This window comes from Nocardioides humilatus (assembly GCF_008373755.1).
In the GTDB taxonomy this organism is placed as follows: domain Bacteria; phylum Actinomycetota; class Actinomycetes; order Propionibacteriales; family Nocardioidaceae; genus Nocardioides; species Nocardioides humilatus.
Genome location: NZ_VUJV01000001.1, coordinates 957163 through 975230 on the forward strand (window position 1 = coordinate 957163; position 18068 = coordinate 975230).

Here is an 18068-nt window from a genome sequence, read left to right on the forward strand (position 1 = left end):
GACGTGAGCTTCGCAGCACCGGCGATCGGCTGGGTACGACGCGCGCCGCGCGCCGTACATCCCGGCCTGACGTCCCGCTTCCGACGCGGTGCGCGCATCGCACGGGAGGTCTGGACGCCCGTCGGCGAGCGCGTGGCTCGGGTCAACGACTGGATCACGCCCGCGGGCTGGGTCGCCGTCACCGGAGCCGGGTTCGGGCTCGCCATCGGCATCCCGGCCGGATGGACCGAGCTCCGCGTGATCGGCCTGGTCAGCCTGCTGCTCGTGACCATCGCGGTGGGCTGGCTGCTTGGTCGCACGTCGTACGACGTCACCTTCGACCTGCCGCGATCCCGGGTCACTGCCGGGGAAACCGCCAGCGGGCGGCTCGAGGTGCGCAACAAGGCCCGACGGTCCTTGTTCGCCACCCGCATCGAGCTCAACGTGGGTCGCGGACGCGCGCACTTCACCCTGCCGAGCCTCGCCCACGACGAGGCCTACGAACAGCTCTTCGACGTGCCCACGCGCCGCCGCGGCGTGATCACGATCGGTCCGATCAGGTCGGTGCGGTCCGACCCGCTCACGCTCCTCCGACGGGTCCAGCAGTGGGCGGACTCGATCGACCTCTTCGTCCACCCGGTGACGGTGCCGCTCACCAACGACATGACCGGGTTCATCCGCGACATCGAGGGCGTGACAACGCAGGACCTGTCCTCCAACGACGTCTCGTTCCACGCGCTGCGCGAGTATCAGCCCGGCGACGACCGCCGGGCGATCCACTGGAAGACGACCGCCCGCACCGGTCGCCTGATGGTGCGGCAGTTCGAGGAGACCCGTCGGGCCCACCTGCTCGTGGTCCTGCCGACGCACCTCGACGACTACCGCAGCGAGGACGACTTCGAGTCGGCGATCTCGATCGCGGGCTCACTCGCGCGCCACGCGTTCAGCCTCGAACGGCAGGTGACGATCTACACGTCCTCCGGCGAGATCTCCGGCTCTGCTGCACCGCTGATGCTCGACCGCCTCGCCGCGCTGCAGCCGGCGACCAAGGTGACGACTCTCCGCGACCTCGCCTCGAGGGCGATCGGGGCTGTCCCGAGTGCGTCCGTCGCGATGCTGATCGCGGGCGGCGACGCCGACCCGCGTGACCTCCGCGGCGCGCACAAGTCGATCCCCCTGTCGGTCACCTGCCTGGGCCTGCGGTGCGATGCCACCCTGACTCTCGCCCAGCGCCGGATCGGCGACCTGACGTTGGTCGACCTGCCCGACGTCCAGGCCCTGCCCCGCGCCCTGAGGAGCATCCGGTGACGGCCGCACCCGTGACGGGCACAGGACTCCCCCAGGCGACGTCGGGCAGCACGACCCGCCGCGCCGGGTTCTGGCAGTCCCCCACGGTTCGCCGCGGCGCCGTCGACCTCGCTTGCGTCGCCCTGCTGCTCAGCACTGGCGTCCTGGCCTTCGGGCCCGTCTTCGGCGGGAGCGTCGGCTACGTCGCAGCGGCAGGCGGCGCTGTCGCCGGTCTCGGACTCGCCCTCGTGTCGACGTGGCGTGGCTGGACCCGGCTCGGCACCCTTCTCGCCACGATCCTCGTCTATCTCGCGCTGGGTGGTGCCCTCGCCCTGCCCGACACCACGGTCGGCGGGATCCTGCCTCGGCTCGAGACGATCCGCCGCCTGACCCTGCTCTCGTGGCAGTCGTGGCGCGACCTGCTCACCGTGCCGCTTCCTGCCGGCGACTTCGACGGCCCGGCTGTGCTCCCGTTCCTGGCGGCGCTGTTGTGCTCGACGCTCGCCGGCTGCGCGGTCCTCCGCTTGCGGCGGCTCGGCCTGACCGTCGCCCTCGGGATCAGCCCCGCAGCAACCCTCCTGGTCGTCGGGATCCTGTGGGGCTCGCACAGCGCACCGGCCGCCGCTGGACAAGGCGCCGTCTTCGTCGTCGCGGCGCTCGCCTGGACCTCGTGGCGCTCGCAGCTCGGTGCGATCGACACGCACGTCGTCTTCTTGCGCTCGGCCTCCACCCCGCGCAGCGCCCGCACGCACCAGGCGGTCAGCGCCGGGCTCGCCCTCGCGCTGGCCGCTGGATTCGGCGTCGGCGCCTGGCTCGTCGTCGCTCCGTCACCCGACCGGCACGTGCTGCGCGACGAGGTCGACCCACCGTTCGACCCGCAGCAGTACGCCAGCCCGTTGACGATGTACCGCTACCTCGAGTCCGAGCTCGACGACGACGTCCTCTTCACGGTCAGCGGCCTTCCGGCCGGCGCAAGGGTCCGGCTCGCCGCGATGGACGTCTACGACGGCAACGTCTACAACGTCTCCGAGGACTCGGCGGAGTTCGCCCGGGTCGGCACGTCCGTCGAACCCTCGCGGTACTCCGACCCCGCCGCCGACGTGACCGAGCTCAGCTTCCACATCGGCGCCTACGAAGGCGTGTGGATCCCGGGAGGCGGCGACCTGCGCGGGCTCGCCGTGCCCGACACGCTCGGTACCGTCTACTACAACGACGCCACCGGAACTGCGCTTGCGACGAACGGCCTCGGCGACGGCGACGAATACGCCCTCGACGTGGCGCTGGCGCCGAGCTACACGCCCGAGGAACTCGACGACCTTCCCTCGGACGCCCAGCCCGACGCGACGTTCCCGATCGCCGTCAACACCGCGACCGTCGAGGCGGTCGGTGCAGCGCTACCTGACCTGGCGGGCGACAAGGCGACGCCGATGGACCAGTTGCGCGCCATCCGCTCCGCACTCAGCACCGACGGCCGGTTCGCCGACGGCGAACCCTTCCCGTCGCTCCCCGGGCACACGAATGGGCGGATCACCCGGCTTCTCGCTGACGACAGCGGCCAGATGGTCGGTGACGACGAGCAGTACGCCGTCGCGATGACGCTGATGGCACGCGACCTCGGCTGGCCGGCTCGCGTGGTCATGGGGTTCTACCCCGACCCGACGGCAGGTTCGGGCGACGAGGTGGCGATCACGGGAGACGATGCGCACGTCTGGACCGAGGTGCGGTTCGAGGGACTCGGATGGGTGCCGTTCGACCCGACCCCCGACGACGACAACAAGCCCAACGTCCAGCAGCCCGAACCGCAGGACCGCAAGGACCCGCAGGTGCTCCCGCCTCCGGACATCCCCGACGACCGGGACGCCAAGGCACCGCCGCCGGCGGATTCCGACATCGACAAGGACGAGGACGGCGCTGGCACGGTCTGGCGGTTCCTGAAGCTCGCGGTGATCACCGCCGGGACGATCGCCATTCTGGTCAGCCCCTTCCTCCTCATCGCAGCGCTCAAGAACCGGCGCCGGCGCAAGCGTCGTACGACCGGCGACCTGGCTGACCGGATCAGCGGGGGCTGGGCCGAGGTGATGGACCTGGCGACCGACATCGGGGCGAAGGTGCCGGCACCGGCGACCCGGTTCGAGTCAGCGGTCATGCTCGAGGACCGGATGCCGTTGGCCACGACACTGTCGATCGCCCACCGCGTCGACGGCCATGTCTTCGGGGCCGGGGATCCGACCGAGGTCGATGTCGAGGCGGTGTGGAGCGCCGTGGAGAACCTGCGGTCCGAGTTCCGGGAATCGGCCTCCTTCCGCGACCGGATTCGGCAACGATTCTCCCTGCGGTCGCTCGTCCGGCGGCCGGAGTGGCTGGCGAGGGCAGAGCTCCGAGCAACGTCAGGGGGTAGTCGATGAGCTTGTTCCGGCGTACTCGGCGCGTGCCGGCGCCCCTGCCGCCACCGTCCGTGCTGCCGCCGTCGGCGGCCTTCCTCGCTCCTTCGAGCACGGCCTCCCCGATACCTGCGCCTCCGCCGGTCCCACCCGGCATGTCGCTCGCTCCGCCCCCTGCCCTGCACCAGGACGAGCCCGCCGACCTGACGACGCGAGGACCCCTGGCCGGTGAGCTCCCGGTCGGCATCCTCCGGTTCGACCAGGGCTCGGAGCTGCGGCTCGACCGGAGCTGGGTGATCGGGCGCGACCCCGTCGCGCCGGCCGGTCACCGCGACGCCGTTCCGTTCGCCCTCGTCGATGCCACGAGGTCGGTCTCGAAGACCCACCTGGCGCTCGGACCCGCCACCGGCGGCGCCTGGGTCATCGACCTGCACTCCACCAACGGCGTGTCCGTCGAGACGCCAGGCGCGGCACCCCAACGGCTCACGCCGGGCCAGGCCGTCACGGTCCCCTACGCCACCAAGGTCACCTACGGCGAGCGCTCGATCGTGATCCAAGGATGAGCCCACTCCGCATCGAGGTGCGCGCCGGCGCGGCGACGCACGCGGGCAACCTCCGCTCGGAGAACCAGGACGCCCACCTGATCAACCCGCCCGTCTTCCTCGTCGCCGACGGGATGGGCGGGCACGCGTCGGGACGGGAAGCCTCCGAGCTCGTCGCGATGGCGTTCGACCACCGTCGATGGGGGCAGTGGGTGACACCGACGACGCTGAAGGACGCGACGGCCGCCGCTGCGGCCGCCGTCGGCGACCTGGGCCGACGGGTCAGCGGCGCTCCCGGATCGACGCTCACGGGTGCGGGCCTCGCGGTCCACGACGACGAGCCCTGCTGGTTGATCTTCAACATCGGCGACTCGCGCACCTACCTGCTGCGCGACGAGGAGCTCGAGCAGGTCACCGTCGACCACTCCCAGCGACAGGCCCTGATGGACGCGGGCCTGACGTCGACCGCGGCCGCTGCCTCCGCCAAGCGCAACGTGATCACCCAGGCCATCGGCGGCGGGCTCGCGACCGACCCCGAGCTCGACCTGTGGATGCTGCCGGCGCGGCCGGGCGACCGCGTGCTGCTCTGCTCCGACGGCCTGAGCGGCGAGGTCAGCGACCCGCTGATCGCCGTCACCTTGCTCTCGACGCCTGATCCACAGGCCGCGGCCGCCGCTCTCGTCGCCGCCGCAGTGGCCGGCGCCGGACGGGACAACGTGACCGCGGTAGTCGTGGACGCCGTACTGGTCGAAGGACACCGCTCGGACCAGCGGGAGTGGGCGACCGACGACACGGTCGACGAGACGACGGCCCGGCTGAGCGGCGACACCCAGCCGGACCTGGAGGTCGTGCCGTGACCACGATCCCCACCGTGCGCTACGTCCCCGGCGACCTGCGAGCGGTCGTCTGGCCCGGCGGTGTCGTCCTCCTCGACTCGTCGGTGTCGGCCGCCGTCGCGACCGCGACGTGGGAGCGTCTCCGCAACCTGCAGGTCCCGTCCACCTTGGACGCCGTCCTGACCGAGGTCGCCGAGGCCATCGGCGCGCGACTGCTCGACCTGCCCCCCTTCGCGATCGCCGTCACCACGGGGCCCGCCGCAGCGCACGTGGCGACCCGCGGTCACTTCGAGATCGAGGCGACGTCGGCTGACCTCAGCACGGCTCGCGTCACCGGGACCGGCGTTGCCACCTGGAGCGAGCGCCAGCTCATGTCCGTCGTGCGGATGCGCATCTCCGCGGGCGGAGCAACAGCCCAGGGCGACGAGCTGCCGGTCGGCTCCGCCGTCGTCGGCGCTCAGGTCGTCGTGGTCGCCGAGGCGACCGCTGCTGCAGCAGCGTCACCTGCCCCGGCCGACGAGCTGGACGAGTTCGGCGACCCGAAGGATCCCGACCGCACCAGTCGCGCCGATGACTCCGGCCACTGGGTCAACCTCGCCGACGGCCTCGCGGCCGACGCGCCCGCCGCGGAGCCCGAGCCCATCGCCGAGCCGATCCCCGAGCCGATCCCCGAGCCGATCCCGGCCCCGGCAGCGGCAGCGGCACCGCCGCCCGAGCCTGCACCGAACGGCTTCGACGACGTCTGGTCCGACTACACGTTGGCGGGCTCCGTCGAGGGGGCCGCCGTACGCCCCGGCGCCGAGGTCCCGGCGTCTCCGCCGCCTCCCCCTTCCCCCGACGTCCGGGCACCGGCCTCTGCCGAGGTCACCTGGCTCGAGGACGAGAGCCGCGTCGTCGACGAACCGGTGGCACCCGACGCCCCGCCGCCCCTGCCCGCCGCGGGCCTGCCGCCGACCCCGCCAACCTTGCCCCCGCCGACCTTGCCCCCGCCGGGCGACTTCATCAGCTCGGTGCCCGGGATGCCGCCGATCCCTCCGCCGGCCGCCCCGCCGCCGACCCAGGCACCGCCGGTGCCGTCGTCGGCCTTCCCGCCCCAGGTCGCGCCACCTTCCTTCGGCGACCACGACGGCGACACGATCGCCGGCCCCGCCCAGCCGGCCGCTCTCGCAGGGGCGCCGGGCCTTGGTCCCGAGGACGGCGTCCTCGGTGTGCTGTGCCCGTCAGGCCACGGCAACCCTCCGCAGCGTGCCCGCTGCCGGGTCTGCGGGTCCGCGCTCACGGGAGCACCCACGCGCATCCCGCCACCATCGCTCGGCCGCGTCATCGTCAGCAGCGGCGAGGAGGCCGAGCTCGCGGGCCCGGTGATCATCGGCCGCGCACCGCGGGCGTCGCGGTTCCAAGGCACGTCCGTCCCGCGCCTCGTCACGCTGCACCACCCGCACATCTCGGGCAGCCACCTGGCATTGCGGGTCGAGGGATGGAGCGTGCTCGCGGTCGACCTCAGCTCGACCAACGGGACCTTCCTGCGCCGCAACGGCCAGCCACCGTTTCGGATCCTCGACCAGCCCCAGCTCCTCGTCGAAGGTGACGTCATCGACCTCGGCCACGGCGTCCACCTCCGCTTCGAGGAGCTGCCGTGAGCACGCGCGTGCCAGCGCCCCCACCCGAACTGCCGGGCTTCCGTTACCTCGAGCTCCTCGGCACGGGCGGATTCGCCGACGTCTTCCAGTACGAGCAGCTCGGCCTCGGCCGCAAGGTCGCCGTCAAGGTGTTGCTGAGCGACATCGACGCCGACGTCCAGGCCTCGTTCGAGGTCGAGTCGAGCGTGATGGCCAAGCTCTCCAACCATCCCTCGATCGTGAGCATCTACCAGGCCGGGATCACGCCGGACGGTCGACCGTTCCTTGTGATGGAGTACTGCCCGCCGCCGCACCTGGCCCTGCGCCTGCGTGCTCGGCCACTCACGGTGACGAAGGGACTCGAGGTCGCGATCCAGCTCTGCGGCGCCGTGGAGACCGCGCACCGGCTCGGGATCCTGCACCGCGACATCAAGCCCGCCAACATCTTGTTCACCGAGTTCGGCCGCGCCGCGCTCACCGACTTCGGCATCTCGGTGACGACGGCGGGTGCGCAGTCGGGTGAGGGCTTCGGCATGTCGGTGCCGTGGGCACCACCCGAGCAGCTGGCGGTCGGTGCGCCGATGGGGCCGAGCGGCGACGTCTACTCGCTCGCGGCGACCCTCTACACCGCCCTCGTCGGCCGGGCTCCGTTCAACGTCCCCGGCGGCGCCAACGACGCCGTCGCGATGGCACCCCGGGTGCGCACCATGCCGCTCCCGCCGACCCGGCGCCCCGACGTCCCCGACTCGCTCGAGCGGACCTTGCGGACCGCGATGGCCAAGGCGCCCCATGAGCGCTACGAGAGCGCGCTCGTGCTCGCGCGGGCGCTCCAGGCGATCCAGGCGGAGCTCCACCACCCGGTCACCACGATCGACGTGCTCGACGAACAGGTCATCGACGTGGGGGCGCCGGAGGACGGCGGCGGCACTCGCCTGAGCGGGTTCGTCTCGATCGATCCCGAACCGGCTCCTGCTCCTCTGCGACCCGCTGCCTTCCCCGCGCCGACCCTGCCGCCGCCGCCCGCCGCGTGGGCCCCCACCGCGCCCGCTGCGCCGTTCGTCCCGCAACCCGAGCCCGTGCTCCACCTCGAGTCGCAGAGCGACCTCACGGCGAGGCCGTCGGCCAGCCCCCCGGCGACGATCACGCCCGCGGTGCCAACAGCCGAGCCGCCTGCCGGCGGAGCGCGATCGATCTCCCCGGCCATGATCGCGGCCGCCGTGGTCGTTGCCGCCGTCATCGTCGGCGTCGTCCTGCTCGGCCGCGGTTCGCCGGACGCCACCACCGGCAACGACAACGTGGCCCCCAAGAACGGCCCGCAGGACCCGATCGACAACGGTGACGACACACCGGCAGCGCCCGACAAGGTCACGGTGCGAACCGACGGACGCGGTCAGATCAGCGTTTCCTGGACTGCGCCGTTCGCCGAGTCGGGAGACCGATACATCGTGCAGCCCCTTGACCGCACCGATCAGTCCGACCCCGATTACGTGCTGGCGGTGCACGGCGGCGCGACCCCGATCACGGGCACGACGACCGTCCTCACGACCGACGAGACCTGCGCAGCGGTCTGGTCAGTACGCGGCACCCATCGTTCGAAAGAGAAGTGGGGGTGTGCCAACTGATGACCGACGACAAGCAGCCCTCGATCACCCTCGACTTCGCTGGTGAGCTGCTCACGGCCGAGCCCGGCCAGGAGCTGACCGTGGGGCGGTCCGGCGACCTCGAGATCGACGACAACCCCTACCTGCACCGCGACTTCCTGCGCTTCGAGCACCGCGAGTCCATGTGGTGGATCGTCAACGTCGGCAGCCGGATGGCCGCCTACCTCACCGACGCGCAGGGGTTGATGCGCAGCACCCTCGCGCCCAGCGCCCGGCTGCCGCTGGTCTTCCCGCGCACGCTGATCACCTTCGCCGCGGGCGACACGCTCTACGAGCTGATCGTCGACATCCCGGACACGCCCTACGAGTCGGTCCGCAAGGCCGGTTCGGGCGGAGGCACCACCACGATCGTTCCGGGACAGTTCACCGAGTCGCAGCTGCTCGCGATCCTCGCGCTCGCCGAGCCGGTGCTCCGGCGGAGTGGGTCGGGTGCCGGCGAGATCCCCAGCACCAGCCTGGCCGCAGGCCGCCTCGGGTGGTCCACCAAGCGCTTCGACAAGAAGATCGAGAACGTCTGCGACAAGCTCACGGCCGCCGGCGTACGCGGTCTTCGCGGTGCGGGCGTCCGCATGGCCTCAAACCGTCGGCTCCACCTGGTGGAGTACGCCGTCTCGACCCTTCTCGTGACACCGGAGGACCTCCCCTTGCTCGACCTGCCCCAGTCCACGGCGCCCGAGGACGACGAGTGAAGGTCAAGGTCGGGCTCGTCCAGCCCCAGCACGCCGCCCCACCGGACAACATCCAGATCGTCGCTGACGCGACGGCGACGGTCGGCGACGTCGCCGGCGCGCTCGCCGGGTCGGACCGTCGCCAGGGTCAGTTCCAGACCGAGCGCGGAGTGACCCTGGCCCGGGCGGGCCACGGCACCACCCCGCAACCGCTCGACCCGGAGCAGACGCTCATCGACTCCGGCATCCAGTCCGGCAGCACGCTCACGATCGCCTACGCCGACACCGTCGCGGCGACGCGAGCCGGTGCTCCGACCGTGGCCGTGCTCCGCGTGCTCGAAGGTCGCGACGCCGGCATGGAGTTCCCGCTCCGCCTCGGCAGCTCGACCATCGGCCGTGCTGCCGACTGCGAGGTCCGGCTCAAGGACCCGTCGGTGTCAAAGCAGCACGCGCGGATCATCGTGGGCGCCCGGGTCGAGGTCGTCGACATCGGATCCTCCAACGGCGTGGTCGTAGGAGGCGTCCAGGTGAGCCGGCTCGCCGTGGCAGTCGGCGACGTCATCGAGCTCGGTGACACCACGGTCTCGGTCGTCTCGCTCGCCGCCAGCGGCCCGAGCGCGTCGACCGACGTCGCGTTCGTCCGATCGCCGCGGGTGCTGCGCCGGCCCGTCCCGACGCCGATCGAACTCCCCCAGCCACCCCGACCGCGCCAGGGAGTCCGGTTCCCGTGGCTGATGCTGATGGTGCCGCTCCTCATGGGCGGCATCTTGTTCTGGCGGCTCCAGACCTCGGCCAACAGCCGCGGCAGCTCGACGTTCTCGCTCATCTTCATCCTGATGACGCCGCTGCTCATGGTCGCGAATTTCATCGAGCAGCGGCGGCAGCGATCGATCACGATGAAGGAGGAGATCGCCGAGTTCGAGAGCGCGCTCGACACCTGTCGTCGACAGCTGGCCGACGGGCACGAGCAGGAGCGCCACCAGCTCGGCGAGATGCACCCGTCGCTGGCCGCGTGCCTCGACGCCGTCGACCGGCACGCCGAGGTGCTGTGGAGCCGACGCCCCGAGCACCCGGAGTTCCTCAACGTCCGGTTCGGCCTCGGCAACATCCCGCCGCACCACCAAGCCGTCCTTCCGCGCGCCGGAGGGCTGCCCGAGTTCCGGCAGCGCTCGGAGGCATTGGCTGCCGAATACGCGCTGCTCCAGAACGCCCCCGTGGTCGGCAACCTGCGCGTCGTGGGCGGCTTGGGCATCGCCGGGCCGCCACAGCGGCGCGAGGGCGTCGCCCGCGCGGCCGTCGCCCAGATCGCGATGCTCCACTCGCCGGCCGAGGTCGTGCTCGCCTGCCTGACCTCCTCGACCAACCGCCGCACCTGGGACTGGGTCGAGTGGCTCCCCCACACCTCGTCGGCCCACTCCCCCCTGCCCAACCACCTGTCCGCCGACCCCGGCACGGGGACCGTGCTCCTCAACGAGATCGAGCAGCTCATCACGACCCGCTCCGGCGGCGCAGCCGCGCGGCTGCGCGGCCCGATCGACGACTCCGACAAGCCCGACCTCCCGGCGGTCCCGTCGGTGATCGTCATCGTCGACGACACCGCTGTGGACATCGCTCGCCTGACGCGTGTCGCCGAGCTCGGCCCTGACGTCGGAGTCTTCGTGCTCTGGATCGCCGATGCTGCTTCCGGCTTGCCGGCGTCGTGTCGCACCTTCGCCGTCGTCGACGGCGGCAGCGGTTCGGTCGGCATGGTTCGCGAGGAGGTGCGGGTCGACGCCGTCGCCATGGAGGTGCTCGAGGCATCCGACGCGGCGATGCTCGCCCGCCGCCTGGCTCCGCTCGTCGACGCCGGTCGCCCGGTCGAGGACGAGTCCGACCTCCCCCGCTCGGTCTCCGTGGTCAGCCTCCTCGGCCAGGAAGCCAGCGACGACGCCGATGTCGTCATCGCACGCTGGCGCGAGAACCAGTCGCTCGTGGTCCGCGACGGCTCGCCGCCGGTCGTGCGCGAACACGCGAGCGGTCTGCGCGCGATCGTCGGGCACGCCGGGTCCGAGCCGTTCGCGATCGACCTGCGCTCTCAGGGCCCCCACGCCCTCATCGGCGGAACGACGGGCGCCGGCAAGTCGGAGTTCCTCCAGGCCTGGGTCCTCGGGCTGGCGCACGCCTACAGCCCCGACCGGGTGACGTTCCTCTTCGTCGACTACAAGGGCGGCGCCGCGTTCGCCAACTGCGTGGAGCTGCCCCACTGCGTTGGGATGGTGACCGACCTGTCGCCGTACCTCGTGAGGCGAGCACTGCGCAGCCTGCGCGCCGAGCTCCACTACCGGGAGCGCCTCCTCAACGAGAAGGGCAAGAAGGACCTCATCGACCTGGAGAAGTCCGGCGATCCCGACTGCCCGCCGAGCCTCATCATCGTCGTCGACGAGTTTGCCGCGCTGGCCTCGGAGGTGCCGGACTTCGTCGAGGGCGTCGTCGACGTGGCTCAGCGTGGTCGGTCCCTCGGCCTCCACCTCGTCCTCGCCACGCAGCGGCCCGCGGGCGTCATCAAGGACAACATCCGCGCCAACACCAACCTGCGGATCGCCCTGCGCATGGCCGATGAGAGCGACTCGCTCGACGTCCTCGGCAGCTCGATGGCGGCCCACTTCCCGACGTCGATCCCGGGCCGAGGCGCGGCCAAGACTGGGCCGGGCCGGATCACCTCCTTCCAGTCGGCCTTCCCGGGCGCCCGCACCGCGCCCGAGCTGGAGACTCCGCCGATCGAGGTCACCGACCTCGACTTCGGTGGCGGTCGGCAGTGGAAGCTGCCCGAGCGGCCGAGCATCGGTCAGTCCGTCGCCAAGGACATCGACCGGGTCGTCACCACGATCCGCGCCGCGTGCGCCCGTGCCGAGATCCCCGCCCCGCGCAAGCCGTGGCTCGACTCGCTCGCGGCGATCTACAGCCTCCGAGCGCTCCAGCCCCGGCGCGACATCCGGATCCCGATCGGCGTCGTGGACGTGCCTGACCACCAGTCGCAGGTGATCGAGTACTACCGACCCGACTCCGACGGCAACCTGCTGATCGTGGGCACCGGCGGCTCGGGCAAGACCACCGCGCTCCGCACCCTCGCGGCCGCGTCCGCGATCACGCCGGGCGGTGGCGTGGTCCACGTCTACGGCCTCGACTTCGGCACCGGCGCCCTGGCCTCGCTCGAGGCGCTCCCCAACGTCGGCAGCATCATCAACGGCGAGGACGAGGAGCGGATCCAGCGCCTCATCTCCTACCTCGGCGAGGTGATCGAGGAGCGCGCTGGCCGCTACGCCGGCGTCGCTGCCGCCAATCTCGACGACTACCGCCGGCTCGCCAACCAGCCGCAGGAACCCCGGCTTTTGATCCTGCTCGACGGCTTCAGCAACTTCCGCACGGCTTACGAGACGACCACGGGCGCTTGGCTCTACCAGCGCTTCCAGCGGATCCTGCTCGACGGGCGCGCCGTGGGCGTGCACGTGGCCATGACGGCCGACCGTCCTGCCGCCGTACCCGGATCGGTCATGTCGGCCTTCCAGCGCCGCATCGTGCTCCGACAGGCCGACGAGGACGCCTACCTCTCCATGGGCGTGCCCCGCGACGTCCTCAACGCCACGAGTCCTGCAGGACGCGCGATCTGGGAGGAGACCGGCCAGGAGATGCAGATCGCGGTCCTCCTGTCCGACGAGCACGTGAAGGCAGCGATCGCCTCGGCCGCCGCCCAGGTCGCGGCCATCGACCAGCTCGGCGTCCGCCTGGCCGAGCACCACACCCGGCCGCCTGCGGTCCAGTCGCTGCCGTCGCTCGTCAACGCGGCCGCACTGCCCACCGAGGTCCGCGGTCGTCCGGCGCTCGGCATCGCCGACACCACGCTCGCGCCGATCGGCTTCGACCCGGCCGGCGTGATCATGGTCGCCGGACCTCCTCAGTCCGGCCGGACCAACGCCGTTCGGTGGCTCGCCACCTCGCTACGGCGCCGGTGGCCCGACCTTCGGATCGTGCACCTCAGCACCCGCCGGTCGCCGCTGTCAGGCCTTGACCTCTGGACGCAGAGCGCCGACCACGAGGAGGCCGTGAAGGCAGTGCTCGAGTCGCTCGACGCGCTCGGTCCGATCACGCCCGCGGCCAGTCCTGACGCGGCCCCGCCCATGGCACTCGTCGTGGAGTACCTCCCCGACTTCGTCGGAAGCGGCGTCGAGCAGCCGCTGCTCAAGCGCATCCAGGCGATGCGCCGAGCAGGTTGCCCCGTCATCGCCGAGGCCGAGACACCCGCCTGGACGAGCTCCTGGCCACTGACGATGGAGATCCGCAACGGTCGCACCGGCCTGCTCCTGCAGCCCGACCAGGCCGACGGCGAGTCCCTGCTGCGCACAGCGCTCCCGAGGATCCGTCGCGCCGACTTCCCTGCCGGGCGGGGCTTCTGGGTCAAGGGCGGCGCTGTCGCCAAGGTCCAGCTGCCGCTGGTCGAGGAGTGACCTTGGCAGGCCTTGTGCGGTGATGGGCTACCAGGATCTGCTGGCAGATAACCGCGCAAGCCCGGGCTAGGGCTAGATCGACTCGTCGAGGCTGTCGAGGCTGTGCGCCTCGATCGGGTTCCAGGTGTCGTAGCCGGTGTACTGCTGGCTGCCGGCGGCGTCCTCGACGTTGGTCAGGCTCTGCAGGCCGCCGAGGATGTCGTTGGGCGCCTGGTGGTTGACGATGTTGCTGGTGTCGATGCCCAGGATCGCGGCGTCGTACTGATCGGGGAGCACCGGGTTGTGGGTGCCGATCCACTGGAAGAACCCGGGACCCTCGCCCCCGCCGGCGATGTGGGCATACATCATCTCGCTCGGGCTCACGCCTGCCGCGTTGTAGGTCTCGGCGTGCGCACCGGTCGCGATCGAGGACACCGCGGCCAACCGCCCACCGAGCGAGTGGCCCGTGAAGACGACATTGTCGACGCCGACCTGGTTGCGGATGGCCAGTGCGAGGGCGACCGCCTGCTCGCTCTGTTGCGAGAGGTAGACCGAGCCTTGCGCATCGGCCACGAGGTCGGCGCCCGGCGCGATGCCGTCGAACCACTCCGTCGTACCGCAGTAGGCGACGACGATCTGACCGTCGGAGTTCTGGAAGATCGACGCAGAGAAGCCGCTGGCCGGGTCGCGCACAAGGGATGGGTCGATGCCCAACGCCAGGAGCTCCTCATCGGAAAGGCGGTGCCAGTCACCGACGTCACCGCTGTCGGAGTAGGCGGCCTGGGAGAGCTGCAGCAGGGTCTGGGCCGAGGTGTCGCCCGGCTCCAGGCAGGGTGCGAGCATGATCCCGCGGACCTGATCCACGGTCATACCGCTGACCTCGGCCTGGTCCTCGATCTGACGCATCAGCCACTCCGCACGTTGGATCAGCTCGTCCGATGCGGCCAGCAGCGCGGGCCTGTGGTGCTCGAACCACGTGGTTTGGAAGGCATCGCAGTCCGGGCCGGGCCACAGGGCTGTCAGGTTCGCGATCACGCCGTCGAGCTGGCCGAGCAGCCCGGTCAGCTCGCCTGCCTGCATCGACATCGAGTCGGCGCCGCGCTGGACCTGGACCAGGTCCATCCCGACGAAGGTCATGACGGACCGTCGATCAGCTCCATCAGAGCACCCACAGCACCGGCAAGCCCGTGACGAGCACCCTCGGACAGTGCGTCCAACGTTGCCTGGTCCTTGGCGGCCACGCCGGCTTCGCCGTCGCGGATCAGGACGGACCCGCAAGGTTCTCCTCCACGACGAGCGGAGAGGAGCACGTCGTCGGGGAAGTCGTCGATCGCGGCCTGCACAACCTCGACAACGTCGGCCACGCCGATCATGAGCCACTCGGCGACCGGCCCGATCGGACGCACGACCACCGCCAAGTCGCCACGTCGCAGCACATAGCTGGGATAGACGTCGTTCGTCAGCGAAGTGACCGCGAGCCATCCCGTCACACCGCTGGCGAGCTCGGCCAGTCGCTCCGAGACCGCTCGCTTCCGAGGCGCCTCCGGATCGGCGATCCCGTCGAGCGCCTCGAGCATCTCTGCGAGATCTCGCTCGAAATTGTCGGAGGACAGCCGGAGCTCGGCGAGCAGATCGGCACCTTCCGCGCCTCCGCCAAGGAGCGCCATCGACAGCGAGGGCAGCAGGAGCCCTTCGACTCGTAGCTGCGCGCTCACAGCTTGATCCCCATGTTGTAGAGCCATTCCGCCGGCTTCTCCATCAGCTTGTCAGCCCCCTCAACGAGCCACGGTGCCTTGCGGGCGACGTTGTCGTTGCCGTAGTTGATGAATCCCTGCCAGCCCGACCAACGCTCATTGATCTGCTCGGGCGTCAGGCCCCGGTTGTTCTGCATGTAGGAGTAGAGGTTGTCGGCCTCCTGGGAGTTCAGTGGCAGGAAGAAACCCACCTCCGTGCTGAGGCCTGTCCACAGCAGGCTGAGCGGCGCCGACGCAACCGTCATGCCCACGTCGAGGGCACTTTTCACGCCTCCCGCGAGGTCGCCCCGCTGACCGGCCGCGTAGAGGTCGCTGAGCGCGAAGCCGAGGCCGATGCCCTTCAGCCCGTTGCCCAGCCATTTCCCGCCCGGGAAGTTCTCCAGCTTCCACGCGTCCTTCCAGGTCTCGGCGAAGTCGCCGACGAAACTGGCGATCGACGTACCGATCTCGAAACCCGAGAAGCCGGCGAGCAGGAGATCCGAGATCGAAGGGAAACCGCTGCCGTCAGGGCCGACGGTCCACGAGAAGCCACCGATCGAGAAGGAGCCACCCGGCACCGGCTCGCCACTGGCGAGGGCCTGTTCCTCGATCTGCCGGTAGAGCACCATGACCGCGTCGCCGAGCTGGACGGCGGCGGCGTTGAGAGACGAGCGGTACGACGAGAACCACGCGTCACGGAAGGCGTCGGCGTCCGGACCGGGCCATGCCCAGCCAGCCTGGTCGACTGCCGCGTCGACCTGCTGGATGAGCGACTCCAGCCGCTGCGCCTCGACACCGAGACCGTCGGCGTGCGCTCGGACCTGGTCGAGGTCCATTCCTACGAACGTCATCACTCACCTACGTCGGTTAGCGGTCGAAAAGAAGGGAGATCAGGGCCCTGCGTCGGCGTACCCCACACGCCGACACAGGGCCCCGAGAGTTGTCGGCGCGTCAGGCGCCGGAGACCTGCTCCTGCGCGTCGGCGTTGTTGAGGGCCGACTGGCCGAGGCCGGCGATCGCGTCCTGCGCGGCCTGGAGGGCCGGGCGGTGCTGGCTGTTCCACCAGTCCGCGAACTGGGTGGCGTCCGTGCCGGTCCACGCGGCCGAAAGACTCCCGACGATCCCCTCGATCGCGGAGATGACCGAACCGATCTGGTCGGCCTGCGAGTTCAGCTGGCTACCAAGGCCCCGAACCTGCTCGACATCCATTCCCACCATTGCCATGACGATCTCCTCGATCTGTGTCTGTTGTCCCCGAGCTGCTTGTCGTCCCGAGATCTGGGCGAAACGTTAGGGTCGCCGCCCAGCCCTGTCGATGGGTCCATCTCCCCATCGACCCTGACCCCTTCGTCCGGGGTCAGTAGTCGTAGTAGTCGCCGTCCCCCTCGACCTCGTCCCGGAGCTCGTCGAGGATCTTCTCGACCACGTCGCTGCTCAGGCCGTCGATCGCCGTCGACGCGTACTCGACGAGGGTCGCCCCCGGGTCGAGCTGGTAGCCGTCGTCGACCTTGGCGACGACGAAGAAAAGATCAGTGAGACCGAGGTCCTTGACGATCGGGATGTCGCTCGCGCAACCGCTGTCGCCGAGATAGTCCTCCTCGAACACGTCGACGCAGTCACCCTCGACCGCGAGGGATCCCGTGTCGTTGTCGTAGCCCTCCTCGAAAGCGGTGCCGGTGAAGGTCCCGCTCTCGATGACCACCTTGACCAGGTCGTCGTCGAGATCCTCGGTGGACAGGTCGAGGTCATCCGCGGACACGGAGAGCCCGATCTCACCCTCGGCCCACCCGCCCTCGCGCTGCAGCTCGTCGATCACCGGCACGTAGGGCCGCAGCGGCTTCACCAGGTCTTCGGGAAGGTTGGCCAGCAACTGCTCGGACTTCCCGCTGTTGACCGCATCGACGAGGTTGGCGATGACGTCCTCGGGCGTGTCCCCGGTGATCGGGTCGACGTCGGCCGCGGCCAGGTCCCAGTCGGGGGAGGCGAGGTCGTAGTCGCTGTAGTCCGCCTCCCGCTCGGCCGAGCGGTAGGTGTAGTCGGCCGACGTCCCGATGAGGCTGACGTACCACCGGCCGTCGACCTTCACCGTCATGACGGAAGGCTGCTCGTCGTAGAAGAGATCGGCGATGTCGCCCGACTCCGACTCCCCGGTGCTCTCGTCCTTCAGGAAGTCGAGCCGGTCCGGCAGCTTCGCCGGGTCCCAGCTGACCTTGTAGCGACCTCCGTCGAGGGTCACCCGGGCGATGTCGTCGCTGAGCTCGTCCACGTCGAACGAGAGGTCCGAGAATTCCAGCTCGACCGCATCGGTGACGCCGTCACCATCGACGAGGTCCTCGTCCTTGGCGCGTTCTCGCGCGGCGTCGTAGACGTCGTCCATGCCTTCGATCTCGGCCGGACTGACCATGTCGAGCACCCCGACCGGATCCTGGTCGGCCGCCGCGTTCATGAGGTTCTCGACCGCGTCCTCCGGCGAGCCGGCGCCGCCATGAGGCGAGAAGACCCGCCAGCCGACGATGCCGACCGCACTGATCGCGAGGACCAGCCCGACGATCCCGCCGACGCGCAGCCACGTGCCCTTCCCTCCTCCGGACCCGCTCACGGGAGGCTGCCACCCGGCGGGAGCCAGACCCGGGGGCGACATGCCCGGGGGCGGCATGCTCGGCGGCTGCTGCATTGCCGGAGGCATCATCGTCGGCGGCGCCGCAGGCGGCGGGGGCGGCGGAGGTACGACGCCCCACGACGGCGGCTGCTGGCCGGCGGCTGCAGTGTGGCGGTTGCCGCACGAGGGACAGAAGGCCTCGTGGTCACTGGTCTGCTGAGCACCGCAGGTCGTGCAGAACGCCATCGATTGTCCCCCGTAGTCGACCAGCACAGATCGCGCAGCCTAATGGCTCGTCGACGG

General features: G+C 70.7%; 13 protein-coding genes. 8 read left to right on the forward strand and 5 right to left on the reverse strand.

Features of this window, described 5'->3' with window-relative positions; genetic code table 11:
• Nucleotides 1-3: 3 nt before the first annotated feature.
• Genes F0U44_RS04465 through F0U44_RS04500 form a run of 8 tightly spaced genes read left to right on the forward strand, consistent with a single transcriptional unit; the run spans nucleotide 4 to nucleotide 13454 of the window.
• On the forward strand, nucleotides 4-1287 hold the full coding sequence (locus tag F0U44_RS04465) for a DUF58 domain-containing protein (RefSeq protein WP_149727005.1): 1284 nt from the start codon (nucleotides 4-6) through the stop codon (nucleotides 1285-1287).
• On the forward strand, nucleotides 1284-3671 hold the full coding sequence (locus F0U44_RS04470; protein ID WP_149727006.1) for a transglutaminase-like domain-containing protein: 2388 nt from the start codon (nucleotides 1284-1286) through the stop codon (nucleotides 3669-3671). The genes F0U44_RS04465 and F0U44_RS04470 overlap by 4 nt, the downstream gene beginning before the upstream one ends.
• On the forward strand, nucleotides 3668-4210 hold the full coding sequence (locus F0U44_RS04475; protein WP_149727007.1) for an FHA domain-containing protein: 543 nt from the start codon (nucleotides 3668-3670) through the stop codon (nucleotides 4208-4210). The genes F0U44_RS04470 and F0U44_RS04475 overlap by 4 nt, the downstream gene beginning before the upstream one ends.
• Nucleotides 4207-5046 carry a PP2C family protein-serine/threonine phosphatase gene (locus tag F0U44_RS04480; protein ID WP_149727008.1) on the forward strand — a complete coding sequence of 280 codons (840 nt, stop codon included), beginning with the start codon at nucleotides 4207-4209 and terminating at the stop codon, nucleotides 5044-5046. The genes F0U44_RS04475 and F0U44_RS04480 overlap by 4 nt, the downstream gene beginning before the upstream one ends.
• A complete protein-coding gene (locus F0U44_RS23690; RefSeq protein WP_149727009.1) occupies nucleotides 5043-6665 on the forward strand; it encodes an FHA domain-containing protein in 1623 nt (540 codons plus the stop codon). Before F0U44_RS04480 ends, F0U44_RS23690 begins: the two co-directional genes overlap by 4 nt.
• The gene (locus tag F0U44_RS04490) at nucleotides 6662-8266 is read left to right on the forward strand and encodes a serine/threonine-protein kinase (RefSeq protein WP_149727010.1); all 1605 of its coding nucleotides are present in this window, start codon (nucleotides 6662-6664) and stop codon (nucleotides 8264-8266) included. Before F0U44_RS23690 ends, F0U44_RS04490 begins: the two co-directional genes overlap by 4 nt.
• A complete protein-coding gene (locus F0U44_RS04495) occupies nucleotides 8266-8994 on the forward strand; it encodes an FHA domain-containing protein (protein ID WP_149727011.1) in 729 nt (242 codons plus the stop codon). The genes F0U44_RS04490 and F0U44_RS04495 overlap by 1 nt, the downstream gene beginning before the upstream one ends.
• Nucleotides 8991-13454: a type VII secretion EssC family protein gene (locus F0U44_RS04500; RefSeq protein ID WP_149727012.1), complete on the forward strand. Its 4464-nt coding sequence runs from the start codon at nucleotides 8991-8993 to the stop codon at nucleotides 13452-13454. The genes F0U44_RS04495 and F0U44_RS04500 overlap by 4 nt, the downstream gene beginning before the upstream one ends.
• Before the next feature lie 72 nt (nucleotides 13455-13526).
• On the opposite strand, the gene F0U44_RS04505 is transcribed toward F0U44_RS04500, so the two are convergent.
• The 5 genes from F0U44_RS04505 to F0U44_RS04525 all read right to left on the reverse strand — a co-directional run bounded on the left by F0U44_RS04505 (nucleotide 13527) and on the right by F0U44_RS04525 (nucleotide 18038).
• Nucleotides 13527-14570, reverse strand: a complete 1044-nt coding sequence (locus F0U44_RS04505) for a Tle-like phospholipase domain-containing protein (protein WP_149727013.1) — start codon at nucleotides 14568-14570, stop codon at nucleotides 13527-13529.
• Entirely contained in the window at nucleotides 14567-15148 is a 582-nt protein-coding gene (locus F0U44_RS04510) for a hypothetical protein (RefSeq protein WP_149727014.1), read from the reverse strand. Before F0U44_RS04510 ends, F0U44_RS04505 begins: the two co-directional genes overlap by 4 nt.
• Complete coding sequence (locus F0U44_RS04515; protein WP_149727015.1) at nucleotides 15145-16017, reverse strand: WXG100 family type VII secretion target; 873 nt, start codon at nucleotides 16015-16017, stop codon at nucleotides 15145-15147. Before F0U44_RS04515 ends, F0U44_RS04510 begins: the two co-directional genes overlap by 4 nt.
• Before the next feature lie 100 nt (nucleotides 16018-16117).
• Nucleotides 16118-16390, reverse strand: a complete 273-nt coding sequence (locus F0U44_RS04520; protein WP_188113317.1) for a WXG100 family type VII secretion target — start codon at nucleotides 16388-16390, stop codon at nucleotides 16118-16120.
• Nucleotides 16391-16523: 133 nt separating this feature from the next.
• On the reverse strand, nucleotides 16524-18038 hold the full coding sequence (locus tag F0U44_RS04525; protein ID WP_149727016.1) for a zinc ribbon domain-containing protein: 1515 nt from the start codon (nucleotides 18036-18038) through the stop codon (nucleotides 16524-16526).
• Between the last annotated feature and the right edge of the window lie 30 nt (nucleotides 18039-18068).